This is a genomic window from Paenibacillus sp. SAFN-054, assembly GCF_051966755.1.
Taxonomy (GTDB): Bacteria; Bacillota; Bacilli; order Paenibacillales; family Paenibacillaceae; genus Paenibacillus_AQ.
This window is the reverse complement of sequence record NZ_JBQCKS010000001.1, coordinates 1,744,949-1,771,625: the sequence shown is the minus strand read 5'-3', so window position 1 is coordinate 1,771,625 and position 26,677 is coordinate 1,744,949. Positions and strand designations below refer to the sequence as shown.

Sequence of the window (26,677 nt, the reverse complement as noted above, 5' to 3'; positions counted from 1 at the left end):
AAGATGCAGGGTCAGCCAAAATCATGTCGTCTATTGATACGGGGAAGGGGGAGAGAAAGATTGACGAAGAACGATTGATCGATCAAATCAGGCGCGGCGACCAGGCTGCTTTCAAGACGCTCGTAGAGAAATATGGGCAGCATGTGTTCCAAACGGCCTATTCTGTGCTTAAAGAACCGAAAGAAGCCGAAGATGCGGCACAGGAAGTTTTTTTGCAAGTCTATAAATCTCTCCCGGATTACCGTTCCCAGGGGTTCAAGACATGGATTACCCGCATTGCGGTACATAAAGCCATTGACGTCAAACGCAGGCTGAACAGGCGGCGGGAAGACCAAATGGCGGATGCCGAGCTTATCGAGCATCTGCCGTCAGCGGAAGAGGATGTGCTGGTGCAGCTGGTCCGTAAAGAGAAAAAGGCGCTGCTGGAAAAAAAGATGGACCTTCTGCCAGCCCAGCACAAGGATATTCTGATTCAATTTTATATACAGGAAAAGAGCTATGACCAGATCGCCAAAGAGCAGGATATTGCGGTAAAAACCGTGGAATCCCGCCTGTACCGGGCGAGAGGCTGGATTCGTACCCATTGGAAGGAGGAAGAATGGTATGAGTGAGAACAAGGGAGAAATGCCGCTGCCGGAAGAGTGGGCCGCGTACATCCGCGGCGACATATCGCCTGATCGGGCCGAGATGATGGAATCTCTTCTCCTTGAGGATGAACAGGCTTTTACATTTTATATGCAGGCCATGGACTTGGAATCGCAGACGCTTCCCAGGTTGGAAGAGCCGGTAACCTTTGCGGATCAAGTCATGGAGCGGATTGAAGCATCCGCAGAGAAGATCGTACCTTTTGCATCTGCGTCGAAAGACAGAAGTCGCCGCTGGTATGAACACCGATTGTTCCATTATGCCATTGCCGCCTGCCTGACGCTGATCTTCCTCTCGGCAGGATGGTTCGACAAGCTTACGCCGGGTCCCCAGCAGGCTGGTGACCACGAGGGCAAGGTTTCTTACAGCGAAGAGCTGGTCAAAGTAACGACGGGGTGGCTTGACCGGATGAAACCTTAAGCTTTATGGATTGGAAAAAGGCTTGATATTAACTATGTTGAAAGGATCGATGAATTTGGAACCGTACCGCAATAAAATGACTGCCTTCATCCTCAATTTCATCCCGGGGCTGGGACACTATTATATGGGGAGAAAGGGAAGGGGATTCGTTTATCCGCTGATGTTCTTCGGGGGAATCCTGCTCGGATTCATGCTGTTTGTGGCCAGTAATGGCGAAGAGGCCATCTTTGGACTTACGGCCATCTGCGCCGCTGTACTCTGGATCATCTGTATGCTGGACCTGATTGTACACCTGCTGCGGATTCCGCCGATGCAGCAGCCCTACGGGCCTGGAGGCTATGCGCCAAACGGATACCCGAATTACCACGGTCCGGGTAACGCACATACAGGCGGCTATCCGGAGCAGGAACCTTTCGGAGACATGGGGCAGCCTGGCATGAACAGCTTTCAGCCGCCATATCCTCCGCCTTCCGGCTCGGTACGAAGTCCCGAGAGCGAACGGTTTTACACGATATTGCTCTCCTTCGTTCCTGGCCTTGGACATCTGCACATGGGTCTGATGCAGCGAGGATTGTCTTTTTTGATCGCCTTTTTTGGGCTCGGAACGATCATGTTTTTCCTGACCGGCTTGACCAGCCACACCATTTTCCTTCTATTCCTTGGGGTGCTGCCGATCATTTGGCTGTACTGCATGTTTGACGCTGTCCAGCTCATTCACCGCCGGCAGGCGGGGGAAATCCTACAGGACCGCAGCTTGTTTGATGACATGGAGGCAGGGCGCGAGGACGGAAAACGAAGCAAGGTCATTGCCACGCTGCTGTCTGCTTTTCCAGGTGCGGGGCATATGTACCTTGGACTGCAGAAGAGAGGGCTTCAGCTGATGGTCATCTTTCTGGGCAGCGTGTACGTGCTGGATGTGCTTCACTTATCGCTCTTTCTCTTTTTGATTCCGCTGATCTGGTTCTTCTCGTTCTTCGACGGGCTGCAGCAAACGAGCCGATATGGCAGAGAACCACTGGTTGACCGTCCGATCGTGGAGGGCATTTCGAATCACCAGCGCTGGCTCGGCGCCGGACTGATGCTCCTCGGCCTCTACTATGTGGCTACAAGCATTTTGTTTCCCGCTCTCAGCAACTGGTTTCCGGATTTGTACATCGACTATCGGATCAACCGTTATTTGAAGCCTGCCATCGTCTCGATCCTGCTGATTGCCGGAGGCATCAAGCTGATGACGGGAACGGAGAAGAAGCGTGGCGGCAGGGAAGAAAAGTTTCATGAAAGATGACAGATCCTATTAGACTGTTATTCAACACAGGAGAACCACTGCATTTCAACACAATGAGGGAGCAAAGCTTTCGTTCCTGGTGTATGGAAGGAGCAGGGGGGCTCCTTTTTTATTGGATATACGAAAGTATGGAAATTGTAGTCTTAGCAGCTCGTCAACCGACTGGTTTGGCTGGCGTTTGGATTGGGAATGAAGCTCCAATGTGGTATAGTGAGAACATGAATTTATGAGAGAAACGGAGCGATCATCGGGATCATGGCTGATAGAATACACAACAAGACAAAGGGAATTACGGCAGGGGGTGGAGCGGACAAGCGCGCCGGCAAACCGGCGGGCGCATCTTCTGCGCGGTCTCAAGCAAACCATCCGAAGCAGCAAGGAAAGACGCAATCGGCTCAAAGTAGCCGCAAACCATCCTACCGGCAGCAGCATCCCGCAAACAAGCAGGCAGATACCGCTGAGTCCGTCAAAGCAGGAGACCGGATCATCGTCACCATCAAGCGTATCGGCATCAACGGCGAAGGTGTGGGATATTATCGCCGCAAAGCGGTATTTATCGAGGGAGCCCTGACGGGTGAAGTCGTGAAGGCGAAAGTGACCCGCATCGAATCCGGATACTTGACAGGGGAGATTGTGGAAATCGAAAAGCGGTCGCCGCAGCGGCAGGAACCGCCTTGTCCCGTGTACGGCATTTGCGGGGGGTGCCAGCTGCAGCATATGACTTATGAGGCGCAGCTGCAGGCCAAAGAGGAGATCGTGCGCGAATCCTTCCAGCGCTATGCCAGACTTCAGGATATTCCGCTCCGGCCGATCTTTGGCATGGAAGATCCATGGGGTTACCGGAATAAGGCCCAGCTGCAGGCAGGCAGGGACGGGGAAGACATCATCGCAGGGTTGTATGCTGCCGGCTCCCACCGACTGATCGACATCAGCGGCTGCCCGATTCAGCATCCGGTTGTGAACCATGTTATTGAGCACGTCAAAGAAGTGATGGAGGAGCTCCGGATCCCCGTATATAACGAACGGACGCGCGAAGGAGCCGTACGGACCATCGTGGCCCGCGTAGGCAAGAAGAGCGGCAAAGTGCAGCTGACGCTGATTACATCGGCGGACCGATTGCCGGACTCGAAACGCTTTGTAGAGAAAATCCGGGAACGCCTCCCGATGGTCATCACCATTGCCCAAAATATCCACAAAGGTAAATCGCCGCTCGTCTTCGGGCCGAAAACCGTAATCCTCTGGGGAGAGGACCAACTGGAAGAATCCCTCGGTGACGTGCATTTCGCGCTGTCACCGCGAGCTTTTTTCCAGCTGAACCCGGAGCAGACCCTAAAGCTGTACAATACCGTGCAGGAAGCGGCCGGACTCACCGGCAAAGAGCTCGTGGTTGACGCCTACTGCGGCACCGGCACGATCGGACTGTGGCTTGCGCCTTTCGCCGAGGAAGTGCGCGGAATTGAGCTGATTCCCGAAGCGGTGCTGGACGCGCGCGATAACGCCAAATCGTCCGGCGTGGGCAACGCCCACTTCTATGAGGGTCGCGCCGAGCAGCTGCTGCCCGATTGGGTCGGCCGCGGCATCCGCCCGGATGTGGTGGTCGTCGACCCGCCGCGCACCGGCTGCGAACGTCCTCTGCTGGACGCCATCGTGCGCTCCAAGCCGAAGCGTATGGTCTATGTGTCCTGCAACCCGGCCACGCTCGCGAAGGACTGCCAGGTGCTGCTGAACGGTGGCTACCGCATCGAATGGGTGCAGCCGGTGGACATGTTCCCGCAGACGAGTCATGTGGAATGCTGCGTGTTGCTGACAAAGGTGTAAGCATCTATACAAACGAGGTGACAAAGACATGACAAATGGGCAAAAAGCAGAACTGCTCATAAACCAATATGGCTTTGAGTTCAGCACAATTTCAAAAGCGGAGATTATCAATCTGCTCGAAGCGGAGATATCCAAACAGAAGAGCAGTCCTGATCATGGAAGCAGCGAATATATCAGGCTGCTGTGCGGTTATCTGTATTGTCTCGGAGATCCGTCCGATGTCCCGCTGATCGAGAAAGCCAAATATACGATCACGATGGATATCGGCAGCATGATCGACCGGGAATGGATCGACAGCCTGAACAACGGCGGCGTTGAGGATGCGTATGTCCGTTCAAGACAGGATATTATCGATGGCTTCATATCTTATTACAAGGAATTTGAAGCAGACGATGTATGACATGGATTCTTTAAACGCTTTCTCATGCGATTGATTCAAGTAATATAAAAGTTAAACCGTAAAATTTATATGCTTTCCGCATTTTCATGGGCCTGTTTCGTCTTAAACGAAACAGGCCGTTTTGCTATGCGGAAACGTCCGTTCATTTAAGCTCCATTAAAGCTTCGCCTGTAGATTAAGAGTAAGCAAAGCGTAGCTAACTCTTCTATAAGAAAGGTCGAATTCGGCGAGAAGCGGCCAAAGCATAGGAGAATGAAAGGTGAGCGACATTGTCTACATTGGCGATTAATACGGGGAAATACCAAAGGCAGCTTAATAGAACTGTAGGGTCCTTTCGGTAGCAGCAGTAGCTTTTCATGAGATCCAATGAACTAAGAGGTTTAAGAAAACATCCCTGGCATGATTCACTGGAGAGTTTTACTTCAACATGCTGCGGTTCAAATCGCACTGAACCTTGGCAAATTCATTGTTGTCTAATTGATTTGGCGCGTTGACGGTATTTCTGGGGACTTATGGTTTCAATCCTATTAAAGCTTTGTGAGAAGTAACTGTAGGAGGAAAAACCCAGCATCAAGGCAATTTCGGAAATAGGGTAGTCTGTTTGCGCAAGTAAGTGGCGGCTTTCCGTAATGCGACGCTGTACCAGATAATGAATGGGGGAGGTTCCATACGCTTTTTTGAAGAGATGAGACAGATAGTATTTGTTAAGGTGGGCGATTTTTGCTAAAAGGTCCAGAGTAATGTCTTCTTTATAATTATTGTCAAGGTACCGTTTGACAAAGGCTAACTGAATGCTGGATTTACTGGTAGTAGTCTGTTTCAGCACAACGGAATTATGGCGCAACAGTTTGACGGACAGAATCTCCAGCAAGTTTCGGGCAACAACATTGTAATACGTTTTCTTGCCCTCCAGTTCCGCCAAAATCAGTTCCATATATTGCAGGATATCTTTGTTTGTGTCCGAGCAATCAATGTTACAGTAGCCGCAGTCCTCGTTGTCTGTAAGCAGGAAGTCACATCCCTCCACACCCATAACGATGTATTCCAGGGAACACAATGGAACGGAAGATTCTGTATGTACAACGTTAGAGTTAATGATAACAAGCTGATCCGCTTTTACAGGGAAGACAGAATCTCCTACATGAAATTCACCTTGCCCGCTGACGATATAAAAGATTTCGCTGCACTGATGCGCATGAAGGGTGCTGTGCCAGTCGTCTTCGTATTTTGATTTGGTAATGTAAAGTAACTTAAGCGGATTAAACGAGTCATTCTTTAATGGATTCTCATAGCGTTCGGTACTCATATGTATCCTCCAGTAATTGCTAAAATCCTCAATTCTAATCGCGTTTTTCCAAGTGCAGACCCATGTAAATACAACTAGAATATAAAAAGTATAATAACAGTCAAGTCGGATAATTAAAATTTAGAAGAATTTTACACGTAAGAAAGAAAAAAGTAAAGCCGTGCTTATATGAAGATCAAGTCATTGCCTCGATGATGTTCCCTTAATGTACTGTTCCTCTATATAGTGAGCCCCCTTCAGCCATAAATCCTCACGCTGCAATTTCCGCAAAATTATCGACATTCTGAAGTGCCTGCCTGTTTACACTGCTTTTACGGCGCCGATTCCTTCGTTTGTAAATATTAAATACTCCCACCCATTTCTTCTTTAATTCACTGAGTATAAGTGCATTAAATGCTGTTTATTCGTTGTACATAAAAAAAGCAAGAATTCTAAAAATGAACTCAATCATGAAGTAGCAATTCGGTTACTTCTTGTTCATAATGAAAGCGTTAACACAGGAGGGGGGTTAAGATGAAACGAAAGCAAATAGTGGCTATGCAAAAGCTAATAAACAAAAGCCGGGTTTGGTGGGTTTTCCTAGTTGTCTTAGTAGTCGTAGCGTGTGTTCTCATAAGTGTATTTGCCTTGGACAGCGGGGGGGAAAACAAGGTCCTACTGACAATCGATGGAACAGAGATACAAGAGGAAGTATATCGGTGGGCTATGTTCTCCGCTCGCAATGATGTTCTGGCCGAACATACCCGAAACGGAATTTCGCCGGTGTATTGGAATACACAAACGAGCTTGGGTATGCCTTATGAAATGGTGGCGGAGCGTGCCGTGGAGATCCTTCGGGAGAACTACGCGGTCAGCTCTTTGGCTGTGGAACGCGGCTATCTGGAGGATGCCAGCTTTGAGGCGCTGAGCGACCAGTTCAAGTCTGAGAATAAAGATCGCGCAGAGGCCATTTCCGCTGGAAAGATCATCACCGGTCTGTCCGGCTACGATCTCAACCAGTACATACAATATCGAGCCAGCGCCCTCCGGCGGCAGTTCGCTGATGACGATAGCAACCCGGAAATGAACATAACAGAGGAGGAAATGCGGCAGCGGTACGACCAAGACAAAGACTCCCTGTACATGCAGGAGGATACAATGGAGCTCCGCTACATGGAAGTCTACACCGATTCTCTCACGCAGTCTGAGGAGAAAATAGCAGGGCTTGAGGCGGAGGTGAATGACCTGCGGCAGGCAGCGGCAGAGCAGGGCTCCCTGGAGGAAGCCTTGGAACAGGTACCAAGCCTGAAGAAATATTATCAGACGGCGACCATCGACGAGGAGAGCTACGCCGCCTACGCCCGGTCCAACGAGGATCTTTTATACTACGCGGAGGATCTGCAGACCGGGGATCTCTCCAAATTGATAAACGAGAATGGCCGTATTTTCCTGATCGAGTGCGTGAAGCGGGTAAAGAACGGCTACATTCCATTTGAGACGCTCACAAGTGTACTGAAGCGATCCTTACAGGAGCAGAAGTATGACGTACTCATCGAGAATCGCACCGCACGGATCGAGGCGGTATACGACGCCGAGAAGCTGTACCGGTACACGGCGAAGCAGCTTGGATAAGTGCTTAACGCTGGTAAATAAGCTGGGATTCCCGATTGATCCATTGGTTGGGACCCTGAATGATCTACTGCGTTTGGTTATAGAAGCATTCCAGGTAGCCCCCAAAAATTGAAAAGTGGAAGGAGTAAAAAATGAAAAAAAGAATACTAGCGGGTATTTTGGCTATGGCAATGGTCATAAGCAGCATGCTGACTTTACCGGTATTCGCGGAAACCGTATCGCCACAGTCTGCTGGCACCACTTATGATGTCAGTACGGTAAGTGGTAATGACGAGAATTCCGGCACCAGTACATCGCCACAGTCTGCCGGCACCACTTATTATGTCAGTACCGTGAGTGGTAACGACGAGAATTCCGGCACCAGTATGAACCAAGCGTTTTACAGTCTGCAGAAGATCAACGAGATTACCCTGCAGCCTGGCGACAAGGTATTGCTGGAAAAAGGCTCGGTTTTCCAAAACGGATATCTGCATGTGAAGGGTTCAGGCAGCAAGGAGGCTCCCATCATTATCGATAGTTACGGTGATGACAGCATGCCTAAGCCCTTGATCGCCACCAATGGGAAAGGTGTCTGGCACCAGGACTATAACCTGAGTTCCCTGGATAGCTCCACTCATGTGTTAAAGGGCGACGTTTCCTCCAGCATCCTGCTGTACGACGTGGAGTACATTGAGATCAGCAACATCGCCATGACCAATGGACCCTACAACAATTCAGACCATAGCGATGCGGATAAGATGGACCGCACCGGTGTCGCCGGCGTCGCCCAGAATATCGGCACAGTGGACCACATCGTCTTGCGGAACCTTGATATTAGCGATATCGATGGTAACGTCTATAACAAGCATATGGCCAACGGCGGTATCTACTTCGTTTGTGCACAGCCCAAAGACCCATCGACCGGCATCGCCAAGTATGACGATGTGGTGATCGAGGGCAACACCGTGTCCAACGTCAGCCGCTGGGGCATTGCTGTTGGCTATACCAGCTACTGGAGCCAGTTTAATGCTACTGAGCTCTCCGACACAATCGTGATGCAGTATGGCTCCACCAACGTTGTCATCCGGAACAACTATGTAAGTGAGCCCGGCGGAGACGCCATCACCGTAATGTACTGTTACCAGCCTCTGGTAGAGCGCAATGTAGCCGTTGGCTTTGCCCGCGAGATGAACAGCAAGATTTACAAAAATCCCGTCAGCCAGAAGAACGGCGGCAAAAACCGCGGCGGCATGCTGGCTGCCGGCATCTGGCCATGGAAGTCCAAGACCCCTGTCTTCCAGTACAACGAGGCCTATGATGCCTATGACAACCAAGACGGACAGGCATGGGACGCCGACTCTGGCGACGGCGCTATCTATCAATACAATTACTCTGCCAACAATGCCGGTGGTGCCGTGATGTTCTGCCTGCAGCAGGCAGTCAACACGATTTTCCGTTATAACATCAGCCAGAACGATTTGGGTGGTATTCTGAACCTGACTTCGAATCCGAACGGTGAGATTTATAACAACGTCTTCTACATTAAGGAAGGTGTTCCGGTCAACCGTATGAATGGCGGTAAAGCAAATATTTACAATAACATCTTCTACTATGACAGCAGTACGCCCGCGTCCGCAGCGGTTGCGAATTGGAGCAGAATCAGCGCTAATTGGAGTAATAACATTTACTACAATTTTTCCTCGACCCCAACGGATGCGAACAAAATAACAGCGGATCCTAAGTTTGTAAATGGCGGCAGCGCGCCCAAAAGCGCCAGCTCCACGAAAAGGGTCTACGACCGCAGTGTTTTCGACGGTTATAAGCTGCAGGAGAATTCTCCCGCAATTGATGCCGGCAGGCCTGTCACTAACGCAGGGGGGAAAGACTTCTTCGGGAACAAGCTGGACGCCATGCCCGATATTGGCGCATATGAGACTGGTCTTTATGTGTCAGATTCCAACGCCGAGATCATCAGTACACCTTACATGATTACCGGCAGCGGCTCGAAGCAGACCCTCAATGTTCCCTCCTTGGAAAAGAATCCCACCACCACGGAAGATGTACTGAACAACATCACAATCGCGAATAAGTCTGTCGCCTCCATCTTCAAGGGGAACGTGAAAGTCAGCCATGCACTCTTGGAGGACGGCATGATTCTGCGGATCTATGCCGAGAGCGGCGTCTATAGAGAATACACCATCAAAATCAAGAATAGCTACAACTATGAAGCAGAATACTCCTCGAACCAGGGCGGAGTCTGGTTCTATCAGTATAAGTCCACGAACGGAACCTACTCCAACATGACGGTCCAGGACGAGTGGGGCGGCTGGATGGAGAGCTACAACAATGGTTCGTCAGATACCTGGGCTACGGTCGCATTGGAGAATAATTCCCGCGACGGCATTATCAGCGGTCCTCTCTATAAGAATACCGGTGTCGAGAGCGCTGCCATGGCATGGCGGGCACCCAAGTCCGGCTCAGTGATTCTAAGCTTCGGCGGTGGTACCAACGCTTCCGGCGGCGCAAAGATGCGCGGTCCCAGCACAGGCGGTACCGCCTACCTCAAGATCACCAAGAACGGCGAGAATGTGATTGAACCCATCGACATGACCGCTTCCAACGGCGCCTTGGTGCCACTGAATCCCCAAACGATTACCGCTCAGCAGGGCGACTACATCCGTGTTGAAGCCTACAATGTGATCACTGGCAAAGAGATAACCAATCCTGGCTTCTTTGTCACTCCCGTTATCTCCTACAACAACACGGGCGACAGCGAAGCGCCGACTGCTCCTGCCGACGTGAGGACCTCTCAGGTTCAGGACACCAAGGCTATCATCAGCTGGAACGCTTCCACCGATAACGTGGGCGTCGAGGGCTATAACGTCTATGTGGACGGCGCTCTGAAAGGCACCACAAAGAACACTAGCTACAGCCTGACAGGCCTCACCAAGAGTACTGCGTACACGGTTGAAGTGGAGGCCTTCGACTTGGCCCACAATGTTTCCAACAAGGGCTCTGTCACTTTCACCGCTGAGGCTACCAATCTGATTTATACTCTGCCGAAACCCGTGACTCTGAGTGGCACTGAAGGCGGTATTTCTCTGGGTACGGAGGCCCTCAATGCCAGTAAAACTCTGGACCAGATTACCATCACCGCAAAGTTTGTCGGTCCTGGCTCGCTCGGCTCACTGGTGAGCTTCGCTGAGTCCACCACCGCCAGCAACCACTTCCATCTGTATGCCAATGGTGTGACCCTCGGTTACGAGCTCCGCAACTCCTATAACTACAGCGGGAAGGCCAATGTCCTCAATATTGGCGCCGGCAATGCGGTTGCTTTGGTCGCGAGTCCAAAGGACTGGACCATTAAGCTCTTTGCCAATGGCAAGCTGGTCTTTACCCAGACGCTAACTCAAAGTACTTGGAAAATGCTGAAGGACTATACTGCGCTGGATGCCGCTACAATGGGCTGGACACCGCGTAATTCTACCAACAGCAAATATCCGTTCGTCGGCGACATTCTGGACCTGAACGTCTATTCTGTCGCAATGTCCGATCAGGATATGATTGACTACACCAACACAGCCGTTGCAACACCTGAGAAGGACCCGCACCTCTTCTCAGCAACAGGCTCCCTTTTCTTCAGAATCCCTGCCCTGCTGACCCTGAACGACGGCAGCCAGATGGCAGCAGTGGATGCCCGGTTCGGTAGCGCGGGCGACTCCCCCAACAACCTGAATACCGCTGTGGTCTTCCGCCGCGCTGGCGAGACCGAGTGGGAAAAGGCCACCCTGCCCTTCCATTTTGTTGATATCTCTGATAAGGCCGGCGCTGTCATCAACAACAGTGCTTCCTTTATCGATCCTGTGATCGTCCAGGCGAACAACGGAACCATCTACCTGATGGCCGACGCCTTCCCGTATGGAACGGGTTCAGCCCGAAGTCAAGCTGGTTCCGGCATGATCACCGTGGGCGACAAGAAGTATCTCGCCCTGACACAAAAAGGTAGCTCTGTTACCAGCATGGCGAACTTTACCTTGTACATCAAGGACGACGGCACGGTTTGGGACCGTACAACCGATACTGCCACAGCGTATTCCGTGGACGAAAACTACAACCTATATAAAGACGGCAACGCGCTGACCGTTCAGCAGAGGGACCCCAACCTTCAGTATAACGGCAACCGTGTTCCGATGAATATTTTCTATGAGGAGTCGGAGCTTCAGGTTTATCGCACCTCCTATTTGTGGATGGCCTCCAGCACGGATGGCGGCAAGACATGGTCGGCGCCGAGAATTCTCAACAATTTGAAGCAGGAATCCGAGTCCTTCCTAGGCTTCGGTCCTGGCCGCGGATATGTAATCAGCCAAGGGCCGCAAAAGGGCCGCATCTTGATGCCCGTCTACTCCACCGAAGGCACCCGTGGTGAACGCTCCAGCGTTATCTACAGCGATGACAACGGCGCGACCTGGAGCCGCGGCCCCGCTACCACACTGACCACTGACACTGCCCTGAATCCCGGCAAGACCAGTGAGGCCCAGCTTGTGGAACTGCCTGACGGCACCGTGCGTATGTACTCCCGTGGAGTAACTGGCTACGTTGGCTACGCGGATAGCGCCGACGGCGTGAACTACGGTCCGTTTAAGGAGGATCCTCAGCTGGCATACTGCGGCAACTCGATGGTTTCTGTTATCAATTACAGTGCAAAGATCGATGGTAAGCCTGCTCTGATCCTGTCAAGCCCCGAGCATCGTGAGATCAGGGGTGACGGCATCATCCGGATCGGCCTGATTACCGAGAATACGGATCCCAACGCTGCGGAAAAGTACACCGTGGACTGGAAGTACCGTTACGAGGTGAACCGCGATGAGTTCATTTACTCTAGTCTGGCGGAGCTGTCCAATGGCGACATCGGTTTGCTCTATGAGACCCATGTGGACAATGGTGCACCCATGAACTACGCGGAATACAAGCTGGCAGACCTGCTGGTGGAAGAGGATAGTGTAATAAAATCCATTACCCTCCAGCCAGAGGCACCTCAGCCCGGTGATGCGATTAACGTGACTGTCACCCTGAAGAAGCCGGCAACCAATCCTACCGAACTTTCCAAAGCCACGCTGGAGATGCTGTATCCTAAATCCGGCCTGGGCAAGGGTACGATGGCTTTTTCCGGTATCAGCAGCGACAATCTTGTCCTGACCTATACGGGCACCCTGCCAGCATACGAAGGCTCCTACGACTACATCATCCGTATGCCTGAGTGGTCATCGCATCCTACCGTGGGAATCAAGTCCCCCGTGGTTACGACAGCGGATGGCCTAGTCAACCCCGCCAACAAGGATACGCTGTATGGCACTGTGGGTAGCTCTGTGAACACGCCCGTCATAACAGACTTTGGAGCCAGCGTTACCAACTTACCCGCTGAGGGCGGCAATGCGACCTTCACCATTTCGGGTACTGACCTGTCCAACGGCATTATTGTCAAAGCCGGCGACCTGACAGCCACGACCACTGGCACTTCCGAGGAACAGACGGCCGTGCTGGCCTTCCCGGCTAATACGGACACGGAAGCTGACAAGGTATACACGGCCCAGTACAGTCTTAATGGCACGGAATATGCAGGTGAGATTGTTATTACGGTTGCGGCGGCGGGTTCTGTTGTAATAGATCCGCGCGTCGACGAATTCTCCGCAACGCCAAAAAGCCTTGAGGCAAGCGGCGGCGAGGTTACTTTCAGCATTAAAGGCGCCAACCTGGCGGATGGCATCACCGTTTCAAGCGGCGACCTGACAGCCACGACCACTGGCACTTCCGAGGAACAGACGGCCGTGCTGGCCTTCCCAGCTAACACGGACACAGAAGCTGCCAAGGTTTACACGGCTCAGTACAGCCTTAACGGCACGGAATATGCAGGTGAGATTGTTATTACGGTTGCGGCGGCCGGTTCTGTTGTTATAGATCCGCACGTCGATGAATTTTCCGCAACGCCAAAAAGCCTTGAGGCAAGCGGTGGCCAGGTTACTTTCAGCATTAAGGGCGCCAACCTGGCGGATGGCATCACCGTATCCAGCGGCGACCTGACTGCCACGACTACTGGTACTTCCGAGGAACAGACGGCCGTGCTGACCTTCCCGGCCAATACGGACATAGAAGCTGCCAAGGTTTACAAGGCCCAGTACAGCCTTAACGGCACGGAACATGCTGGGGAGATTGTTATTACGGTTGCGGCGGCCGGTTCTGTTGTTATAGATCCTGGCGCGACGCTGACCTCTACCATCGGCACCGTAAGCGCTGGAGGAACCGCGAATGAGACGATAACCAACATTCCATATGGCACAACGGTAGCTGCGCTTAAGGCGGCGATTACGCCGGCGGAGAATGCTTCGTTTGAAATATATGAAGCGGACGGAACGACGCCAGCGACCACGCTGGCAACAGGCGATAAAGTTATTGTAACCGCGCAGAATGGGACCACGAAGGTCACCTATACGGTGACCGTGAATCCTCCATCCCAGACGGCGACCTTAAGCACGCTGACATTAAGCGGCGTGACGTTGAACCCGACATTCGCGAAAGATACCTTGACGTACACGGCATCCGTAGCGAACAGCGTGGCAAGCACAATCGTTACAGCGACCCCGACCCATGCAGCGGCAACGATCACCGCGGCTGATCTGGGCGCGAAGGCGCTAGCGGTCGGTGCGAACACGATCACTGTCCACGTCACAGCGGAAGACGGCACGACAACGCAAACTTATACCGTCACGGTGACGCGTGAGGAGGCAGCTACACCGCCTTCCGGAGGTGGAGGAAGCACACAGACGCCAACGCCAACGCCGACGCCAACGCCAACGCCAACACCAACACCGACACCAACGCCGACTCCGACACCGACACCGACACCGACACCGGTGCTGCCTACGGTTCCGACGGATACGAAACCTGTCCTGAACGCGAACTTGATTCCTAGCCCGGAAAAGTTGCAGCAAACTCTCCGTCAATTGTTCGCTTCTGCGACTGTCGTTACGTTCCCGGATGTCAAACCGACGGACTGGAGTGCACATGGATTAACGCTTGCGGCGCAGCTTGGTATCGTTACGGGCACACCTGACGGCAATTTCCATGGAAGCGCGAATGTAACTCGTGCTGAGTTTGCAGCAATGGTTGTGAGGGCGCTGCATCTTGATACTCCTCATGCATCTGACAAGGGTACATTCGTAGATACAAAAGGGCACTGGGCGGAGGCCGTGATCGACGCGCTGAAACAAGCAGGTGTAGTGACTGGGATGGGCGACGGCTACTTCAAACCTGACCAATCCATCTCCCGCGCTGAAATAGCCGCGATTCTAGCTCGTGTAATGAACATGACCTCGGCTACGACAAATACCTTCTCAGATACATCGAACAACTGGGCGAAGACGTACATCGAACAACTGCACAATGCGGGTATTATCAACGGCACCGGCAACAATCAGTTTAAGCCAAACGATAATGCAAGCCGCACGGAAGCTGTAATGATGATTCTACGAATGCTAAATGTTACGCTTGACCTTGGTTTTGATGTGTAGTAGTTAATTTCGTTACGATAATGGTGGACACTGTGAATAACGGTGTCCACTTATTATTTCATGTCACATTTACGCAGGACTCACCGCTAAATGGAATGAATATTTTTGATTCCATCTTTGAGAGGACTAATGAATCGGAATTCGATGTTGGTAGTGAAACCGAGACACGCATTAGAGCGCATCGCGGCTTGTTTCGACTTAAACGAAACAGGCCTTTTTTCTATGCAGAATCACCGGATCTTTTAAGCTTCATTAAAGCTTCGCCCTGTAGATTAAGAGTAAGCCAAGCAAAGCGCTGCTAATTCTTCTATCAGAAAGGTCGAATTCGGAATGAAAAATATGTTACTCAGGCCATACCGATGGGCGGCGGTTTATGCTGTCATCCTGGCGGCTTCTGTTTCCTATACACTGCTGGATACCTTTGTCCTGCCTAAATCGTTAGCGGATGCATCGCAAATGACACCACCTTCTAACCAAACAACGACATTCGGATCATCAACAGAGACAGCATCCACGGAGACTTCAACGAAATTGAAGTCACAGTCCGAGGCGATCGTAACGGACATGTCATACAAGGACGAAAATATCAAAATCACGATAAAGCCGGTACGGAAATATGATTCTACCCTTTACATCGCGGATATCCAGGTGTCGGATCCGTCGTACCTTAAAACAGCCCTTGCCGATCAGACCTATGGCAGGAATATCACGGCAACCACATCTCGCATCGCTGAACAGAACCATGCGATTTTTGCCATAAACGGAGATTTTTACGGGTTTAGAGATAGCGGATATGTGCTGCGGAACGGTGCTCCTTATCGGGATACAGCCAGTAGCGGGGATCATGAGGCTTTGGTGATCGATAAGGACGGCAACTTGTCCATCATTTCCGAAGGAGAGGTAAGCCTGGATACCCTAAGCAACCAGGGGGCGTGGCAGGTATTATCCTTTGGACCGGGGCTCGTGGAGGACGGCAACATTGTGGTTGACGGCGCAAGCGAGGTAGGAAGGGCCATGACAAGCAATCCCCGAACGGCCATCGGCCAGGTTTCTCAGCTTCATTATATGGTCATTGTATCGGATGGACGCACGAGCGAGAGTGAGGGACTATCTCTTCTACAATTAGCACAGGAGCTTAAGGACCTTGGATGCACGGTAGCCTATAACCTGGACGGCGGCGGATCCTCAACGATGGTTTTTAACGGAAAAGTGGTCAATAAGCCGACAAGCGGCCGAAGCATAGGAGAAAGAAAGGTGAGCGACATTGTCTACATTGGCTATTAATACGGGCAAATACCAAAGGCAGCTTAACAGAACCGTATGGTCCTACGTAATCCTATCGGCGGCAGCTGTAGCTTTTGACAAGGTTTATGGGGTCTTCAGCCATGGTGTCGATTCAGCGGCCATGACCTGGATGTTTTTATATCCGCTGCTCGGAGGGGCACTATACTGCTTCATTATAGGCAAGCTTTTTCCGGGCATCACCCATTCAGCCAGCTGCAGGGTATTTTTAAATCTTCATAACTCGGGAATTGCGGCACTGACGATGGCCAGTCTGCTTAAGGGGATATTCGAAATTGCCGGAACAAGCTCTTCCCACTTTGTATATTACCATGCGGCGGGATGGGGCTTCCTAGCGGCAGGTCTCATTACGGTAATTGCTCACCGAGCAGCGGCCGTGAGAAAGAAGGGACATCGATGATCATCCTGATTCCGGCTTACGAACCCAATCCAAGATTCATACCCTTGATCCAGGATTTGAAAGATCGGTGTGACTATGAAATTGTCGTTGTTGATGATGGAAGCGGGCCGACATATAAGTCTATTTTTGATGCGGTTGCTGGTCTGGGTTGTACGGTGCTGTCTCATGAGTGCAACAGAGGGAAGGGAGCCGCGTTAAAAACGGGCTTCCGATATATACAGGAAACGAAGGAAGGGGAAGGTGTGGTTACCGCGGATTGTGATGGACAGCACCTGCCGAAAGATATCATCCGAATTGCGGAGGAGGTGCAGGACCACCATGATGCAATCGTGCTTGGCAGCAGGAAGTTTGCCGGGAAGGTGCCCTTCCGCAGCCGTTTTGGAAACATGGTCACAAGGAGCGTATTCGCTTTTGCCAGCGGCGCCACAATTCATGATACGCAAACGGGACTTCGCGGATTCGGGACGGAGATGCTTCCCTGGCTGTGCAAAATTCCTGGCGAGCGGTTCGAATATGAAATGAATATGCTGCTCGAGGCTGTTCCAGCGGGTTACGCGTTCGAAGAAATGGACATCGATACCGTATATCTGGAGCAAAACAAGTCTTCCCATTTTCATTTTCTGAAGGATTCTTTCCGCGTATACCTGCCTATCTTGAAATTCAGCATGTCTTCTTTGATGTCCGCACTGCTCGATATGCTGCTTCTTGTACTTATTCAGATCTTTACATCCAACCTGTTACTCGCCGTCGTCGGGGCAAGAATCTGCAGCGCAGCATTCAATTATATCGCCAACAACGTTTTCGTATTCTCAAAATCCAATGCTATACCTGTCCACAGCTCTCTGCCAAGGTATATGCTCCTTGCACTGGTTGTCATGCTTGCGAACTACGGCGTCATCGATTTTTATTACAGCATCATAGGGCTGTCCTTGATCGCGGCTAAAATTTTAACGGAAACAACGCTCTTCTTGTTAAGCTATTGGGTTCAAAGGAAGTTTGTTTTTGCTAAGTAATTCGTTATAGCTTTTAGCTATAACCAGATATTGTTTTTAAGTATTATATAGAGAGTATCCCTCCATGCTAGAATCAATTCATTACAGAATGCTAATTGGAGGTAGATTTTTATGTGCAATAGATTTCAAATCGTAGGCAGCCTGCTGCGCCCGTCGGATTTATTAGAATATAAACATCAAATTGAACGCCGGGATGATATCCGTTATCCCTTTTACGATGATTTTCCAGGGTATGAACAGTCTGAATCTGAGGCTATCCAGGCTGTAGTTGATAAAGAAATTAATAATGGTTTGTCCATTCTGACAGATGGAGAATATTCCAAATCGATGTGGCATCTGGACTTTGTATGGGGCTTTCAAGGGGTAAGCCGCTATATAGCGGATCATGGATATTTCTTCAGAGATACCGATGGAACTTCAAAATATGAGACTCGAAAAGATATTGGTTTGCGTATTACAGGCAAATTGAGTGGGAAAAATCATCATTTTATTCATGTATATAAAAAGCTTCAAACTCTGGCTGGCGACCGAGAAACAAAGCTGTGCGTACCTTCTCCATCCCATATTTTTGGGGAGTTATCATGGTCGGATAACGTTGGCGGCAAAGATGCCGTTTATAAGGATCGATATGAGCTAAAGAACGGTCTCGTTAAGGCTTATAAAGAATTTGTAGAGGATTTTGCTGCTTCCGGAGGAAAGATCCTTCAATTCGACGATTGCTTATGGGAGCTATTCGCGGATGATAACCCGAACTCTCCATATACTGGCGAGCATATTAATCAAGAGGAGGTACAGGCGCTAGCGGCAGAATTTATTGACATTAACAATACAATCATTGATTTTGGTCATAGCTTAGGCTTGAAAATGTGGACTCACAACTGCCGTGGCAACTATGACTCGCGTAATATGGGCGGTGGTTCATATGCCAAAATTGCTCATCTGTTCTTGAAGCAGCTTAAATACGACCGCTTTTTCCTGGAGTGGGATGACGAACGTGCAGGGTCACTTGAGGCGCTAGCGGTATTCAAAGATAAGCCTGAAACGGAAATTGTGCTTGGATTGTTATCTTCTAAATCCAATACGCTTGATGATGAGGAACGTGTCGTTAGATTGCTTGATGAAGCATCGAAAATTATTGACAAGGATCGATTGTTGCTTTCTCATCAATGTGGTTTTGCGTCCTGTGATGGCGGCAATGAATTAACGGAAGAGGAACAGTGGGCGAAAATTAATCAGGGACAACGTATTGCCGAGCAGTATTGGGGTAACTAATATTTAACTAAGCAAAAGAGGGGCCCTCGCCCCTCTTTTTTGTTGATGGAAGCCACTTTTTATTTGGCGGTCTATCATCCCGTATTGATAGGTTTATTGGTGATATTCAACTAGTATTCCAATACTTTACATTTGTCATAAAATGCATAATAATTAACAATTATATCATTATATGAGAGGTGTCCTATGAATCCGGTTTATATTACGAGTTTGGGGAAATTCCTGCCGGGCTCTCCGGTTAGCAATGAGGAAATGGAGGATTATCTAGGCAAAATCGGAGGGAAGTCTTCCAAAACCAAGCGCATCATTCTTGAAAAAAATCAAATCAGGCAGCGATATTATGCGATCGACAAAGAACAGAAAAGTCTGTACTCGAATGCCGAAATGGCTTCACTTGCCGTTCGTGACGCGATAGAACGCCATGGAAGCATAACGGACAATGATATCGGTTTTCTGGCAGCAGGGGCGACGAGAGGTGACGTTCTTCTGCCTGGTTTTGCCAGCATGGTGCATGCGGAGACCGGTCTTCCGGTCATGGAAATCGCATCGCATGCCGGATTATGCGCGAGTGGGATGCATGCATTGAAAAATGCCTTTTTACATATCAGGTCCGGGGAGCATGAAGCAGCGATTGCATGTGCCAGCGAGTTTCTGAGCCGCGAGTTCAAGCATACCAAATTTGAGGCTCAGGGCATTTACAGCAACAGCCGCGTCCCGTTCGACACGGACTTTTTGCGCTTTATGCTTTCAGACGGGGCAGGTGCGGCAATTTTGCAAAATTCACCCTCCGCTTCGGGGCTTTCACTGCGCATCGAATGGATCGATAACAAGTCGTACGCGAATCAATACGATGTCTGCATGTATTCGGGCATGAGCAAAGAGGATGGGCTCCGCTCCTGGCTGGACTACCCGTCCATTCATGAAGCGGCGGATCATGGCGCCCTGAATCTGAGACAGGATGTAAGGCTTGTGAATGAAATTACCAAGGTAGGAACGAGCCGGTTCCTGGAGCTTGTGGAGGAAGGGCGGATGATTCCCGATGAAATCGATTGGATGGTTTGCCATTACTCTTCGCATGTGTTTAAGGAGGAAATATTCCGGCTGCTGGAGCTTGGCGGGGTATCGATTCCCGACGAGAAATGGTTCACGAATTTATACACGAAGGGAAATACAGGGTCTGCCTCGATTTATATCATGCTGGAGGAGCTTATGAACGAAGGCCATCTCTCCGAAGGCCAAAAAGTAGTGTGCGTTGTTCCGGAGAGCGGAAGATTCCAGGCTTCGACGATGCTGTTGACCGTAGTGGGGGCAGCGGGTGAGCTTGTTTAGCAGAATACATGCGAAGACGCTCCAATAGTATTTGAGCGAAAAGAAGGCCCCCTTCTTTTCGCTTTTTTATGCATTGATCAGACTTTTTGAGCTATGATGCTGGACATGGCATGCTGGTGGGGAATTCCTGAAGAATTGCAGTCAAACACCACTTCTGAGCTATCTTTGATGAACCAGTCGCGATAATGTGACAGCAGTTCACCGGAATACCATTTGAAGGCCAAGGGCTCTTTTTCGGGAGGTGGGGCAATAAACGGTTTATCAACAAATACGTTGAAAACGTGCAGTCCATTTGGGTTTTGTAAATCGTTTATAATTATCGAGAATCTCTATTCGGTAGTCAGGTTTGAGATAATGCAAGACACCGCTTGAAAAAATAATGTCATAGTCATCATCCAAGCGATAATCCAATATATCCGCTTTAAACACGTCGATATAAACCCCGGATTGTTCCGCCAGCCTTTTGGTTTTCTCAATTCCTGCTTCAGAGATATCAAATGCGGTCACCTGGTACCCGTTTCTTGCAAAAAATACAGCATCTTTGCCCTCGCCACAACCAATATCCAGCATTTTAAGTGGCTTCGTAGGCGGCATGAGTTGCAGAACTTGGTAGCAAACGGAATTGGGGACTGTTCCCCAGTAATAGCCTTCAGCCTGATATTCTTTTTGATAGATGGTGATTGGCCGATCTTGGGATACATATCCCAAAAGTTTATCCACGCTTACCTCCAGTGTTCTGGATAACTCGGGCAGCAGTGAAATATCCGGCATGGTTAGGGCATTCTCCCACTTCGATAACGCTTGGGAGGAAAGACCGAGAACTTGTGCTAATTCCTCTTGCGTCATGCCTCTTTCTTTACGGTAAATTCTGATGTTCCTGGCTAACTGTTCTTTCACGGTTTACACGCTCCTCTATGCGACTGATTGTATAAGAGTTGCCAGGGTTGTACAACAACCCGTCAGTTGAATTTGATGGGGACTCAATCAAAGGTTGAATTGAAAAGGTATAACCATGGTTCATTTTGTGAGACAGCCTGCTATAATGGTTGTATCATTTCCCAGAATTGGAACGAAGGAGAGCCGGTTCTCATGAAAGAAAGTAAACTGGTTTACGGTTCGATTGACGAGTACATTTTGGCATGTCCCCCAGGGCTACAGGGCACTTTGCAAGCGCTTCGGCAGGTCATCCGTGAATCCGCTCCGGACGCCAAGGAAAAGATCAGTTACCAGATGCCCACCTTTGAGCTTCATGGAAATCTCGTGCATTTTGCGGCCTTCAAGAAGCATATCGGTTTTTATCCCGCACCGGACGGCATCGAACAGTTTCAGGAGGAATTAAAAGAATACCGAACGTCTAAAGGAGCCATTCAGTTTCCCCTGGATCAGCCGCTTCCCTATGAGCTCATTGGCCGCATTGTGAGATTCAGAGCGGCACGCAACAAGGAGAAAGCGCAAAGCAAGCGAAAGAAATAAAAGCAAAAAACAAGCCATGGCCCCTGTGAATCCGGACAACATCGGCTTGTTTTCGTATGACGGGTTAAACCCGGTACAGCAAATCCATTTGTGTGTCAGGTTCTATGCTGTACGATATGTAAGTGCCCAAACGGTTCTATGTTTTGTTTGCAAAAAAAGCTCTATCGGACGGCGCCGACCATGCGGTTTCGGCCCTCTCTTTTGGCCTGGTATAAAACCTGGTCAACCGCTTGAAACATGTCATTGATGACCGTCCTTGAATTCATCGCCTGTTCCATCGGGCATTCCTGAACGGATAGAGTGCCAATGCTGACGGTGATGGATAAGGTTCGGATGTCATGAGGAACCAAGATGACGTTCCCTTCGACGGCGGTTCGAATCTCTTCAGCCAGCCGGTCGGCTTCGGTCGATGTCGTGCCTGGCAAATAGATCATGAATTCCTCACCGCCAAAGCGGGCAAGGATATCGCTGTCACGGAGCTTTTCCGCAATGACATTCACTGTGCTGCAGATCACTTCATCTCCGACCATATGGCCATAGTTGTCGTTGATCAATTTGAAAAAGTCGATATCAAGAAGGAGAATCGAGAACGGCGTTTGATCATCCTTCTGTTTCAATAATTCATTTTCCAGCTTCTGCGTCAAATAACTTCGGTTATAGCAGCCTGTCAAACCATCGGTGATCGCCATGTGCTGAAGCTTCTCATTCGTCCTATGGAGCTCCTGCTGCATCGCAATTAAGGATTGGTTCCGCTGCTGCAGAATCTCGTTCTGTGACGTTGTCTCGTCGATCAAGCGCCGGAGCTCGCTCATATCCTGAAAGGTGATGATCCGCCCGACCCTGTTACCGCCAACCATGATGGGGGAGACGTGGATATGGACGTGACGTTCTTTCGTTGTCTGGTACAGCACTTCGATCTCCGCGCTTTCGAGCGGACTCTCGCAATATTTTTGGATAAACTGCAGCCTGCTGCCAACGGGCTCCTGAATCGGAAGTATGGAGGCGATTTCAAAGCGATCGCCAACGTGGAGGCGAACATCGGCAGGCAGGGACTCATTCGTCTCTACGATCATTTCATTGTCATCCAGAACCAGAATTCCGATTGTAATCGTATTGATAATATCCTGGTGGGCGATGGTAACGATATCGAATACCTTATCCCGGTGGATGGCGATGATAAAAAAGACGGCGGATAAAAGAATGCCTAGAGATGAAAGTCCCGGGATAACCGATCCGGATATCGGGAAAATGACATTGAACCAAATATCTGCAGCGATCAGGGCGATGACGACCATGATGCCTCGGAGAACCTGCCGTACCTGCTTTTTGATGCGGGGGGCTTTGTCCGAAACCAGCGTAAGGTAGATCATATAAAGCGATACGATCCCATATCCGATCAAGACCACGCTTGTTATCCAGAACAACGGTCCATAGAGTCGTTGAACGTAACCGCCATGAACCGGCTGAACGAACCAACCGTTCGGGTTCCATACAGCCACCAATGCTCCAAGCAGCGCCGGCAGAGACCAAGCTAAGGATATGTTTCTCCGTGGCAGCCGGGAGGAATTCGTCAGCAGGAGCGTGAAAAATAACCATCCGACAGCGAGAAGCGCCATATCGACAAAAGCAAGCTTCACATAAAATAACTGAAGGGTAGGGTCCTTAGTGATTTTGATGGAAAATTGGCTGAAGGGCCACAGCATCATCGCAAAGTGAAATCCGAGATAAGCTTTGTGAAGGTTCGTGATGGTCACCGTGGCAAATACATACACGAACAAGGCAAACAAAAGGATACATACGATTAGGTCAATATATGCCATAAAAACCAAGTGCACACCTCTTATGTATAATATCTTAACCAAATTCTAACATGATAGAGCAATATATATCACTTCGAATTTTTAATGTTCAATTTAATCGCCTGCAATGTATCTATTCAAAAACATACTCTAATAGAGTAACTGATGTAAAGAAATTAATTGGATCAAGAAGTAAAGGTGCACAGTATGGAAAATTCAAATGCATGGGACGCAGAGTGGGAAGTTACGGAGGATATGGCCAAAGCCTTAATATATAGCCAGTTTCCGCAGCTTTCCTTAAGTCCGGTACGGAAATTGGGTCATGGCTGGGACAACACCGTGTATGCGGTCGGAGAGGCTTATGCTTTCCGTTTTCCACGAAAAAGAGTTGCGGTGAATTTGCTGGAAATGGAGGGGAGGATGCTCCCAAAGCTAGAGAATGTGGTTAGCATTCCATATTCGAAACCGCTATTTTTTGGCAAAGGGACCCTCGATTATCCGTCACCTTTTTTGGGCTATACGTATTTGGCCGGCAAGTTTCCAGTCGGATTGACAGATGAACAGCGCATCCTTTCGGTCAAGCCTCTGGCCCGTTTCTTAAAGAGCCTACATTCCTTTCCGATGGAGGAAGCGCGAGAGTTAGGCGTTCCAACTGATCACAGACATCTTACCGACGTTTCGTCACGTAAAGCCCGAATGCTGGACCATCTGTCCGAGCTTCGCGAACATTTGAGGGAAGAGGAGCATGAGCAGATCGAAGCGTATTTGCAGGCCATAACGTTGAAACAGGCAGGCTCCAAAGAAGTACTGCTTCATGGAGACCTGCATTTTAAAAACATGCTCGTCGACGAGACCGGCAGGCTCTCTGGGGTGATCGACTGGGGAGATATGAATATCGGCCATCCCGCCTGCGATCTGAATGTCGCATACAGTTTTGTGCCTCCCGGCGCAAGATCGGAATTCTTCAAAGCGTACGGAGAAGTCGAGGAAGAAACCAAAATACTGGCCCGTCTGATTGCCGTGTACATTCCGATGCTGATTCTCCTGCAAGCCGTCCATGAACAGGATAAGAAAATCGAGGAGGAGGCGAAGGCAACGATCCTGAGGGCTTTGACTTGATCAGCATCTATCGTTCGGAAAGGCAAGCACACGATAAAAGTAGATTGGTTGCAGTAGAATTCCAAGGTGGTGAGCCAATATGACGACAAATATCTATTTTTCCTCTAAACCGCTCGGCGAGTTGAGCCCATCTCAAGTTCAGCGGATACTCCGGCGTTATGAGTTGGGTGAGCTGATCTCTTATGAGAATACGCCGGATGGCACAGGCAAACAAACGATGTTCATACACGCCTCATCCGGCAAATATATTCTCAAAGGCAATCCGTTATATGAGACACAATTGGTGGAGGAGCAGTTTTTTATCGAACAGCTGCACCGCCGAACCCGTCTGCCTGTTCCAGCCCCCTATCTGATCGACGACACCAAAGAAATTTGTGACTTCTCGTATGCCATCATGCCGCGTCTTCCAGGACGTCATATGTCAGGGACAGAAGCAGGGATAAGCGCCGGGGAGAAGAAACAGATCGCTGAACAATATGCGGCCGCCTTAAGCGAACTGCACAGCTGGAAGACAGATTCCTTTGGCGAGTTTGCTCCTGAAACGGAATCTGGCATTCTTCCTTTCGGTACGTCTTATAAAGATTGGCTTTTTGACAGAATTCGTTATTGGCTGAAGGATGCTGAAAAGTATTCTAAAATAACGGATCAAGACACCGAATGGGTGGAAGATATGCTGGCGGATGCCGTGGAAGCATTCGACAGGTTTCATTCGCCATCGTTCGTGATGGGGGATTTCACGGTGGAAAACGTTCTTCTCATGGAATCGGAAGGGGGCGGCTTGCGAGTAAGCGGTATTTTCGATTTTACGATGGGGTATTTCGGTGACGGTATTGCAGATTTGCCGCGAATGGTTGCCATGTACACCGAACAGAACGAGCAGGAAGCGGCAGAGCATTTGATCAGAACTTATGTAGACCTCACGGGAATCGATGAGGGGGTTATAGAACGATTCAAAATACATATGCTTCATCAGCGGATATTGGATTGGGGCTGCGCCAAGGCAACGAATAGCGTCACCTGGGATCATGAGCTATCTTTTTCGGACTGGGCAGCCCCCTTTACGAAAACGGCATGCTTCTTGCTAAACAGAAAGGAGGGAGCGAAATGAGGAGGTACAACGCTGCTTCTGCTAGCGACAGGCTGCGCCCAGGGGTAGAGTTACAAGACAGAAGATTAGGAAGCGTGCGTTTTTTTCAAAAGAGGATATCGTTATCGCTCTGGAAATTTATGAGGATGCTGTTCTATGAAATGAAATCGGGTGCCAACTATGGATCTGTTTCTGTGTTTTTATAGAGTTCTTGGATGAAGGCGGTGAATCGTATGCAAAAATGGATAAAAGGGCTTCTGTTCATGATGATTCTATGGCTACCGTTGGCAGGCTGTGCTTCGAAAGAAGCGAACGTTGCGATTGAAGCCTTTTCGATAGAAGAAATGTCGGACACACCTGATGACGATGGACTGTATACACAAAAAGGATATAAAAGGGTCAATTCAATCACGGATACGAAGAAATCCAATAACATTCTGACAATTAAGGTCTCGGTGCTTGAAGACTACTACGATGCGGATGGTCATTATCTGAAAAGCGTGATCGCCTCTTCTGAACAAAGAAAGAACTTGTTTACGCAGGAGGTCACCTCAAGCGAGAATAAGAAGGAAAAACAAGAGCCCGTAACGATTCTCGTTCCGGACACCGGTTTAGAGGGTGCCTTTAATAAAAAGGCAAGCTTAACAGAAGACGAGTCTGAGCAGCTGAAAGCTCATATTTTGGATTCCATCCGATTATTAAATGAATAGGTAGGCTGTCAGTATAAGCCTGTTGAAATCTTTCAGCAGGCTTTTTTTATATGCTCTGTTGGCTAAAAATCGGCTCACGCGCCGATCTGTTTTGGATGTATAATTTTGGTAGACCGATGTTTGAAGAGATGGAGATTAACCCGC

The 26,677-nt window shown here is 49.7% G+C and carries 18 protein-coding genes and 1 pseudogene; 16 read left to right on the top strand and 3 right to left on the bottom strand.

Features of this window, described 5'->3' with window-relative positions; all coding sequences use genetic code 11:
• Positions 1–23 precede the first annotated feature (23 nt).
• From ACTHPM_RS08115 to ACTHPM_RS08095, 5 genes are all read left to right on the top strand, one after another.
• Positions 24–611, top strand: a complete 588-nt coding sequence (locus ACTHPM_RS08115) for an RNA polymerase sigma factor (protein WP_440394674.1) — start codon at positions 24–26, stop codon at positions 609–611.
• Positions 604–1,065 (top strand): hypothetical protein, encoded by a 462-nt coding sequence (locus ACTHPM_RS08110; RefSeq protein ID WP_440394673.1) that lies wholly within the window; start codon positions 604–606, stop codon positions 1,063–1,065. Before ACTHPM_RS08115 ends, ACTHPM_RS08110 begins: the two co-directional genes overlap by 8 nt.
• Before the next feature lie 49 nt (positions 1,066–1,114).
• Complete coding sequence (locus ACTHPM_RS08105) at positions 1,115–2,350, top strand: hypothetical protein (RefSeq protein WP_440394672.1); 1,236 nt, start codon at positions 1,115–1,117, stop codon at positions 2,348–2,350.
• A gap of 255 nt (positions 2,351–2,605) precedes the next feature.
• Positions 2,606–4,168, top strand: coding sequence for a 23S rRNA (uracil(1939)-C(5))-methyltransferase RlmD (gene rlmD, locus ACTHPM_RS08100; RefSeq protein WP_440394671.1), 1,563 nt, complete (start codon positions 2,606–2,608; stop codon positions 4,166–4,168).
• A gap of 28 nt (positions 4,169–4,196) precedes the next feature.
• Positions 4,197–4,568, top strand: coding sequence for a hypothetical protein (locus ACTHPM_RS08095; protein WP_440394670.1), 372 nt, complete (start codon positions 4,197–4,199; stop codon positions 4,566–4,568).
• Positions 4,569–5,031: 463 nt separating this feature from the next.
• On the opposite strand, the gene ACTHPM_RS08090 is transcribed toward ACTHPM_RS08095, so the two are convergent.
• Positions 5,032–5,874, bottom strand: coding sequence for a helix-turn-helix domain-containing protein (locus ACTHPM_RS08090; RefSeq protein WP_440394669.1), 843 nt, complete (start codon positions 5,872–5,874; stop codon positions 5,032–5,034).
• Positions 5,875–6,579: 705 nt separating this feature from the next.
• Between ACTHPM_RS08090 and ACTHPM_RS08085 the strand changes: the two genes are divergently transcribed.
• The 7 genes from ACTHPM_RS08085 (at position 6,580) to ACTHPM_RS08055 (ending at position 20,345) form a co-directional block, all read left to right on the top strand.
• Entirely contained in the window at positions 6,580–7,485 is a 906-nt protein-coding gene (locus ACTHPM_RS08085) for a hypothetical protein (protein WP_440394668.1), read from the top strand.
• Between the two features lie 164 nt (positions 7,486–7,649).
• Positions 7,650–15,029, top strand: coding sequence for an S-layer homology domain-containing protein (locus ACTHPM_RS08080; RefSeq protein WP_440421493.1), 7,380 nt, complete (start codon positions 7,650–7,652; stop codon positions 15,027–15,029).
• A gap of 330 nt (positions 15,030–15,359) precedes the next feature.
• Positions 15,360–16,313, top strand: coding sequence for a phosphodiester glycosidase family protein (locus ACTHPM_RS08075; protein ID WP_440394666.1), 954 nt, complete (start codon positions 15,360–15,362; stop codon positions 16,311–16,313).
• The gene (locus tag ACTHPM_RS08070; protein WP_440394665.1) at positions 16,303–16,731 is read left to right on the top strand and encodes a hypothetical protein; all 429 of its coding nucleotides are present in this window, start codon (positions 16,303–16,305) and stop codon (positions 16,729–16,731) included. The genes ACTHPM_RS08075 and ACTHPM_RS08070 overlap by 11 nt, the downstream gene beginning before the upstream one ends.
• Complete coding sequence (locus tag ACTHPM_RS08065) at positions 16,728–17,744, top strand: glycosyltransferase (protein ID WP_440394664.1); 1,017 nt, start codon at positions 16,728–16,730, stop codon at positions 17,742–17,744. Before ACTHPM_RS08070 ends, ACTHPM_RS08065 begins: the two co-directional genes overlap by 4 nt.
• 111 nt (positions 17,745–17,855) lie before the next feature.
• Positions 17,856–19,016, top strand: coding sequence for a cobalamin-independent methionine synthase II family protein (locus ACTHPM_RS08060; protein ID WP_440394663.1), 1,161 nt, complete (start codon positions 17,856–17,858; stop codon positions 19,014–19,016).
• A gap of 186 nt (positions 19,017–19,202) precedes the next feature.
• Positions 19,203–20,345, top strand: coding sequence for a beta-ketoacyl-ACP synthase III (locus tag ACTHPM_RS08055; protein WP_440394662.1), 1,143 nt, complete (start codon positions 19,203–19,205; stop codon positions 20,343–20,345).
• 77 nt (positions 20,346–20,422) lie between these two features.
• On the opposite strand, the pseudogene ACTHPM_RS08050 reads toward ACTHPM_RS08055, so the two are convergent.
• Positions 20,423–21,242: pseudogene (locus tag ACTHPM_RS08050) on the bottom strand (methyltransferase domain-containing protein).
• Positions 21,243–21,434: 192 nt separating this feature from the next.
• On the opposite strand from ACTHPM_RS08050, the gene ACTHPM_RS08045 reads away from it, so the two are divergent.
• Positions 21,435–21,818, top strand: a complete 384-nt coding sequence (locus ACTHPM_RS08045) for an iron chaperone (protein ID WP_440394661.1) — start codon at positions 21,435–21,437, stop codon at positions 21,816–21,818.
• A 161-nt stretch (positions 21,819–21,979) separates the two neighbouring features.
• Here the strand turns inward: ACTHPM_RS08045 and ACTHPM_RS08040 are convergent, their stop codons facing one another.
• Positions 21,980–23,638, bottom strand: a complete 1,659-nt coding sequence (locus ACTHPM_RS08040; protein WP_440395385.1) for a diguanylate cyclase — start codon at positions 23,636–23,638, stop codon at positions 21,980–21,982.
• A gap of 186 nt (positions 23,639–23,824) precedes the next feature.
• Here ACTHPM_RS08040 and ACTHPM_RS08035 point away from each other — a divergent pair, with 186 nt between their 5' ends.
• The 3 genes from ACTHPM_RS08035 to ACTHPM_RS08025 all read left to right on the top strand — a co-directional run bounded on the left by ACTHPM_RS08035 (position 23,825) and on the right by ACTHPM_RS08025 (position 26,533).
• On the top strand, positions 23,825–24,736 hold the full coding sequence (locus ACTHPM_RS08035; protein ID WP_440394660.1) for a phosphotransferase: 912 nt from the start codon (positions 23,825–23,827) through the stop codon (positions 24,734–24,736).
• Between the two features lie 79 nt (positions 24,737–24,815).
• Positions 24,816–25,844 (top strand): phosphotransferase family protein, encoded by a 1,029-nt coding sequence (locus ACTHPM_RS08030; protein ID WP_440394659.1) that lies wholly within the window; start codon positions 24,816–24,818, stop codon positions 25,842–25,844.
• 212 nt (positions 25,845–26,056) lie between these two features.
• The gene (locus ACTHPM_RS08025) at positions 26,057–26,533 is read left to right on the top strand and encodes a hypothetical protein (protein ID WP_440394658.1); all 477 of its coding nucleotides are present in this window, start codon (positions 26,057–26,059) and stop codon (positions 26,531–26,533) included.
• The last annotated feature ends 144 nt before the right edge of the window (positions 26,534–26,677 follow it).

Coding starts and splice junctions, on each gene's coding strand:
- ACTHPM_RS08105 (WP_440394672.1), top strand. CDS start 1,115: ATGAATTTGGAACCGTACCGCAATAAAATGACTGCCTTCATCCTCAAT.
- ACTHPM_RS08115 (WP_440394674.1), top strand. CDS start 24: ATGTCGTCTATTGATACGGGGAAGGGGGAGAGAAAGATTGACGAAGAA.
- ACTHPM_RS08025 (WP_440394658.1), top strand. CDS start 26,057: ATGCAAAAATGGATAAAAGGGCTTCTGTTCATGATGATTCTATGGCTA.
- ACTHPM_RS08080 (WP_440421493.1), top strand. CDS start 7,650: ATGGCAATGGTCATAAGCAGCATGCTGACTTTACCGGTATTCGCGGAA.
- ACTHPM_RS08040 (WP_440395385.1), bottom strand. CDS start 23,638: ATGGCATATATTGACCTAATCGTATGTATCCTTTTGTTTGCCTTGTTC.
- ACTHPM_RS08035 (WP_440394660.1), top strand. CDS start 23,825: ATGGAAAATTCAAATGCATGGGACGCAGAGTGGGAAGTTACGGAGGAT.
- ACTHPM_RS08055 (WP_440394662.1), top strand. CDS start 19,203: ATGAATCCGGTTTATATTACGAGTTTGGGGAAATTCCTGCCGGGCTCT.
- ACTHPM_RS08060 (WP_440394663.1), top strand. CDS start 17,856: ATGTGCAATAGATTTCAAATCGTAGGCAGCCTGCTGCGCCCGTCGGAT.
- ACTHPM_RS08030 (WP_440394659.1), top strand. CDS start 24,816: ATGACGACAAATATCTATTTTTCCTCTAAACCGCTCGGCGAGTTGAGC.
- ACTHPM_RS08065 (WP_440394664.1), top strand. CDS start 16,728: ATGATCATCCTGATTCCGGCTTACGAACCCAATCCAAGATTCATACCC.
- ACTHPM_RS08095 (WP_440394670.1), top strand. CDS start 4,197: ATGACAAATGGGCAAAAAGCAGAACTGCTCATAAACCAATATGGCTTT.
- ACTHPM_RS08085 (WP_440394668.1), top strand. CDS start 6,580: ATGTTCTCCGCTCGCAATGATGTTCTGGCCGAACATACCCGAAACGGA.
- rlmD (WP_440394671.1), top strand. CDS start 2,606: ATGGCTGATAGAATACACAACAAGACAAAGGGAATTACGGCAGGGGGT.
- ACTHPM_RS08090 (WP_440394669.1), bottom strand. CDS start 5,874: ATGAGTACCGAACGCTATGAGAATCCATTAAAGAATGACTCGTTTAAT.
- ACTHPM_RS08075 (WP_440394666.1), top strand. CDS start 15,360: ATGAAAAATATGTTACTCAGGCCATACCGATGGGCGGCGGTTTATGCT.
- ACTHPM_RS08045 (WP_440394661.1), top strand. CDS start 21,435: ATGAAAGAAAGTAAACTGGTTTACGGTTCGATTGACGAGTACATTTTG.
- ACTHPM_RS08110 (WP_440394673.1), top strand. CDS start 604: ATGAGTGAGAACAAGGGAGAAATGCCGCTGCCGGAAGAGTGGGCCGCG.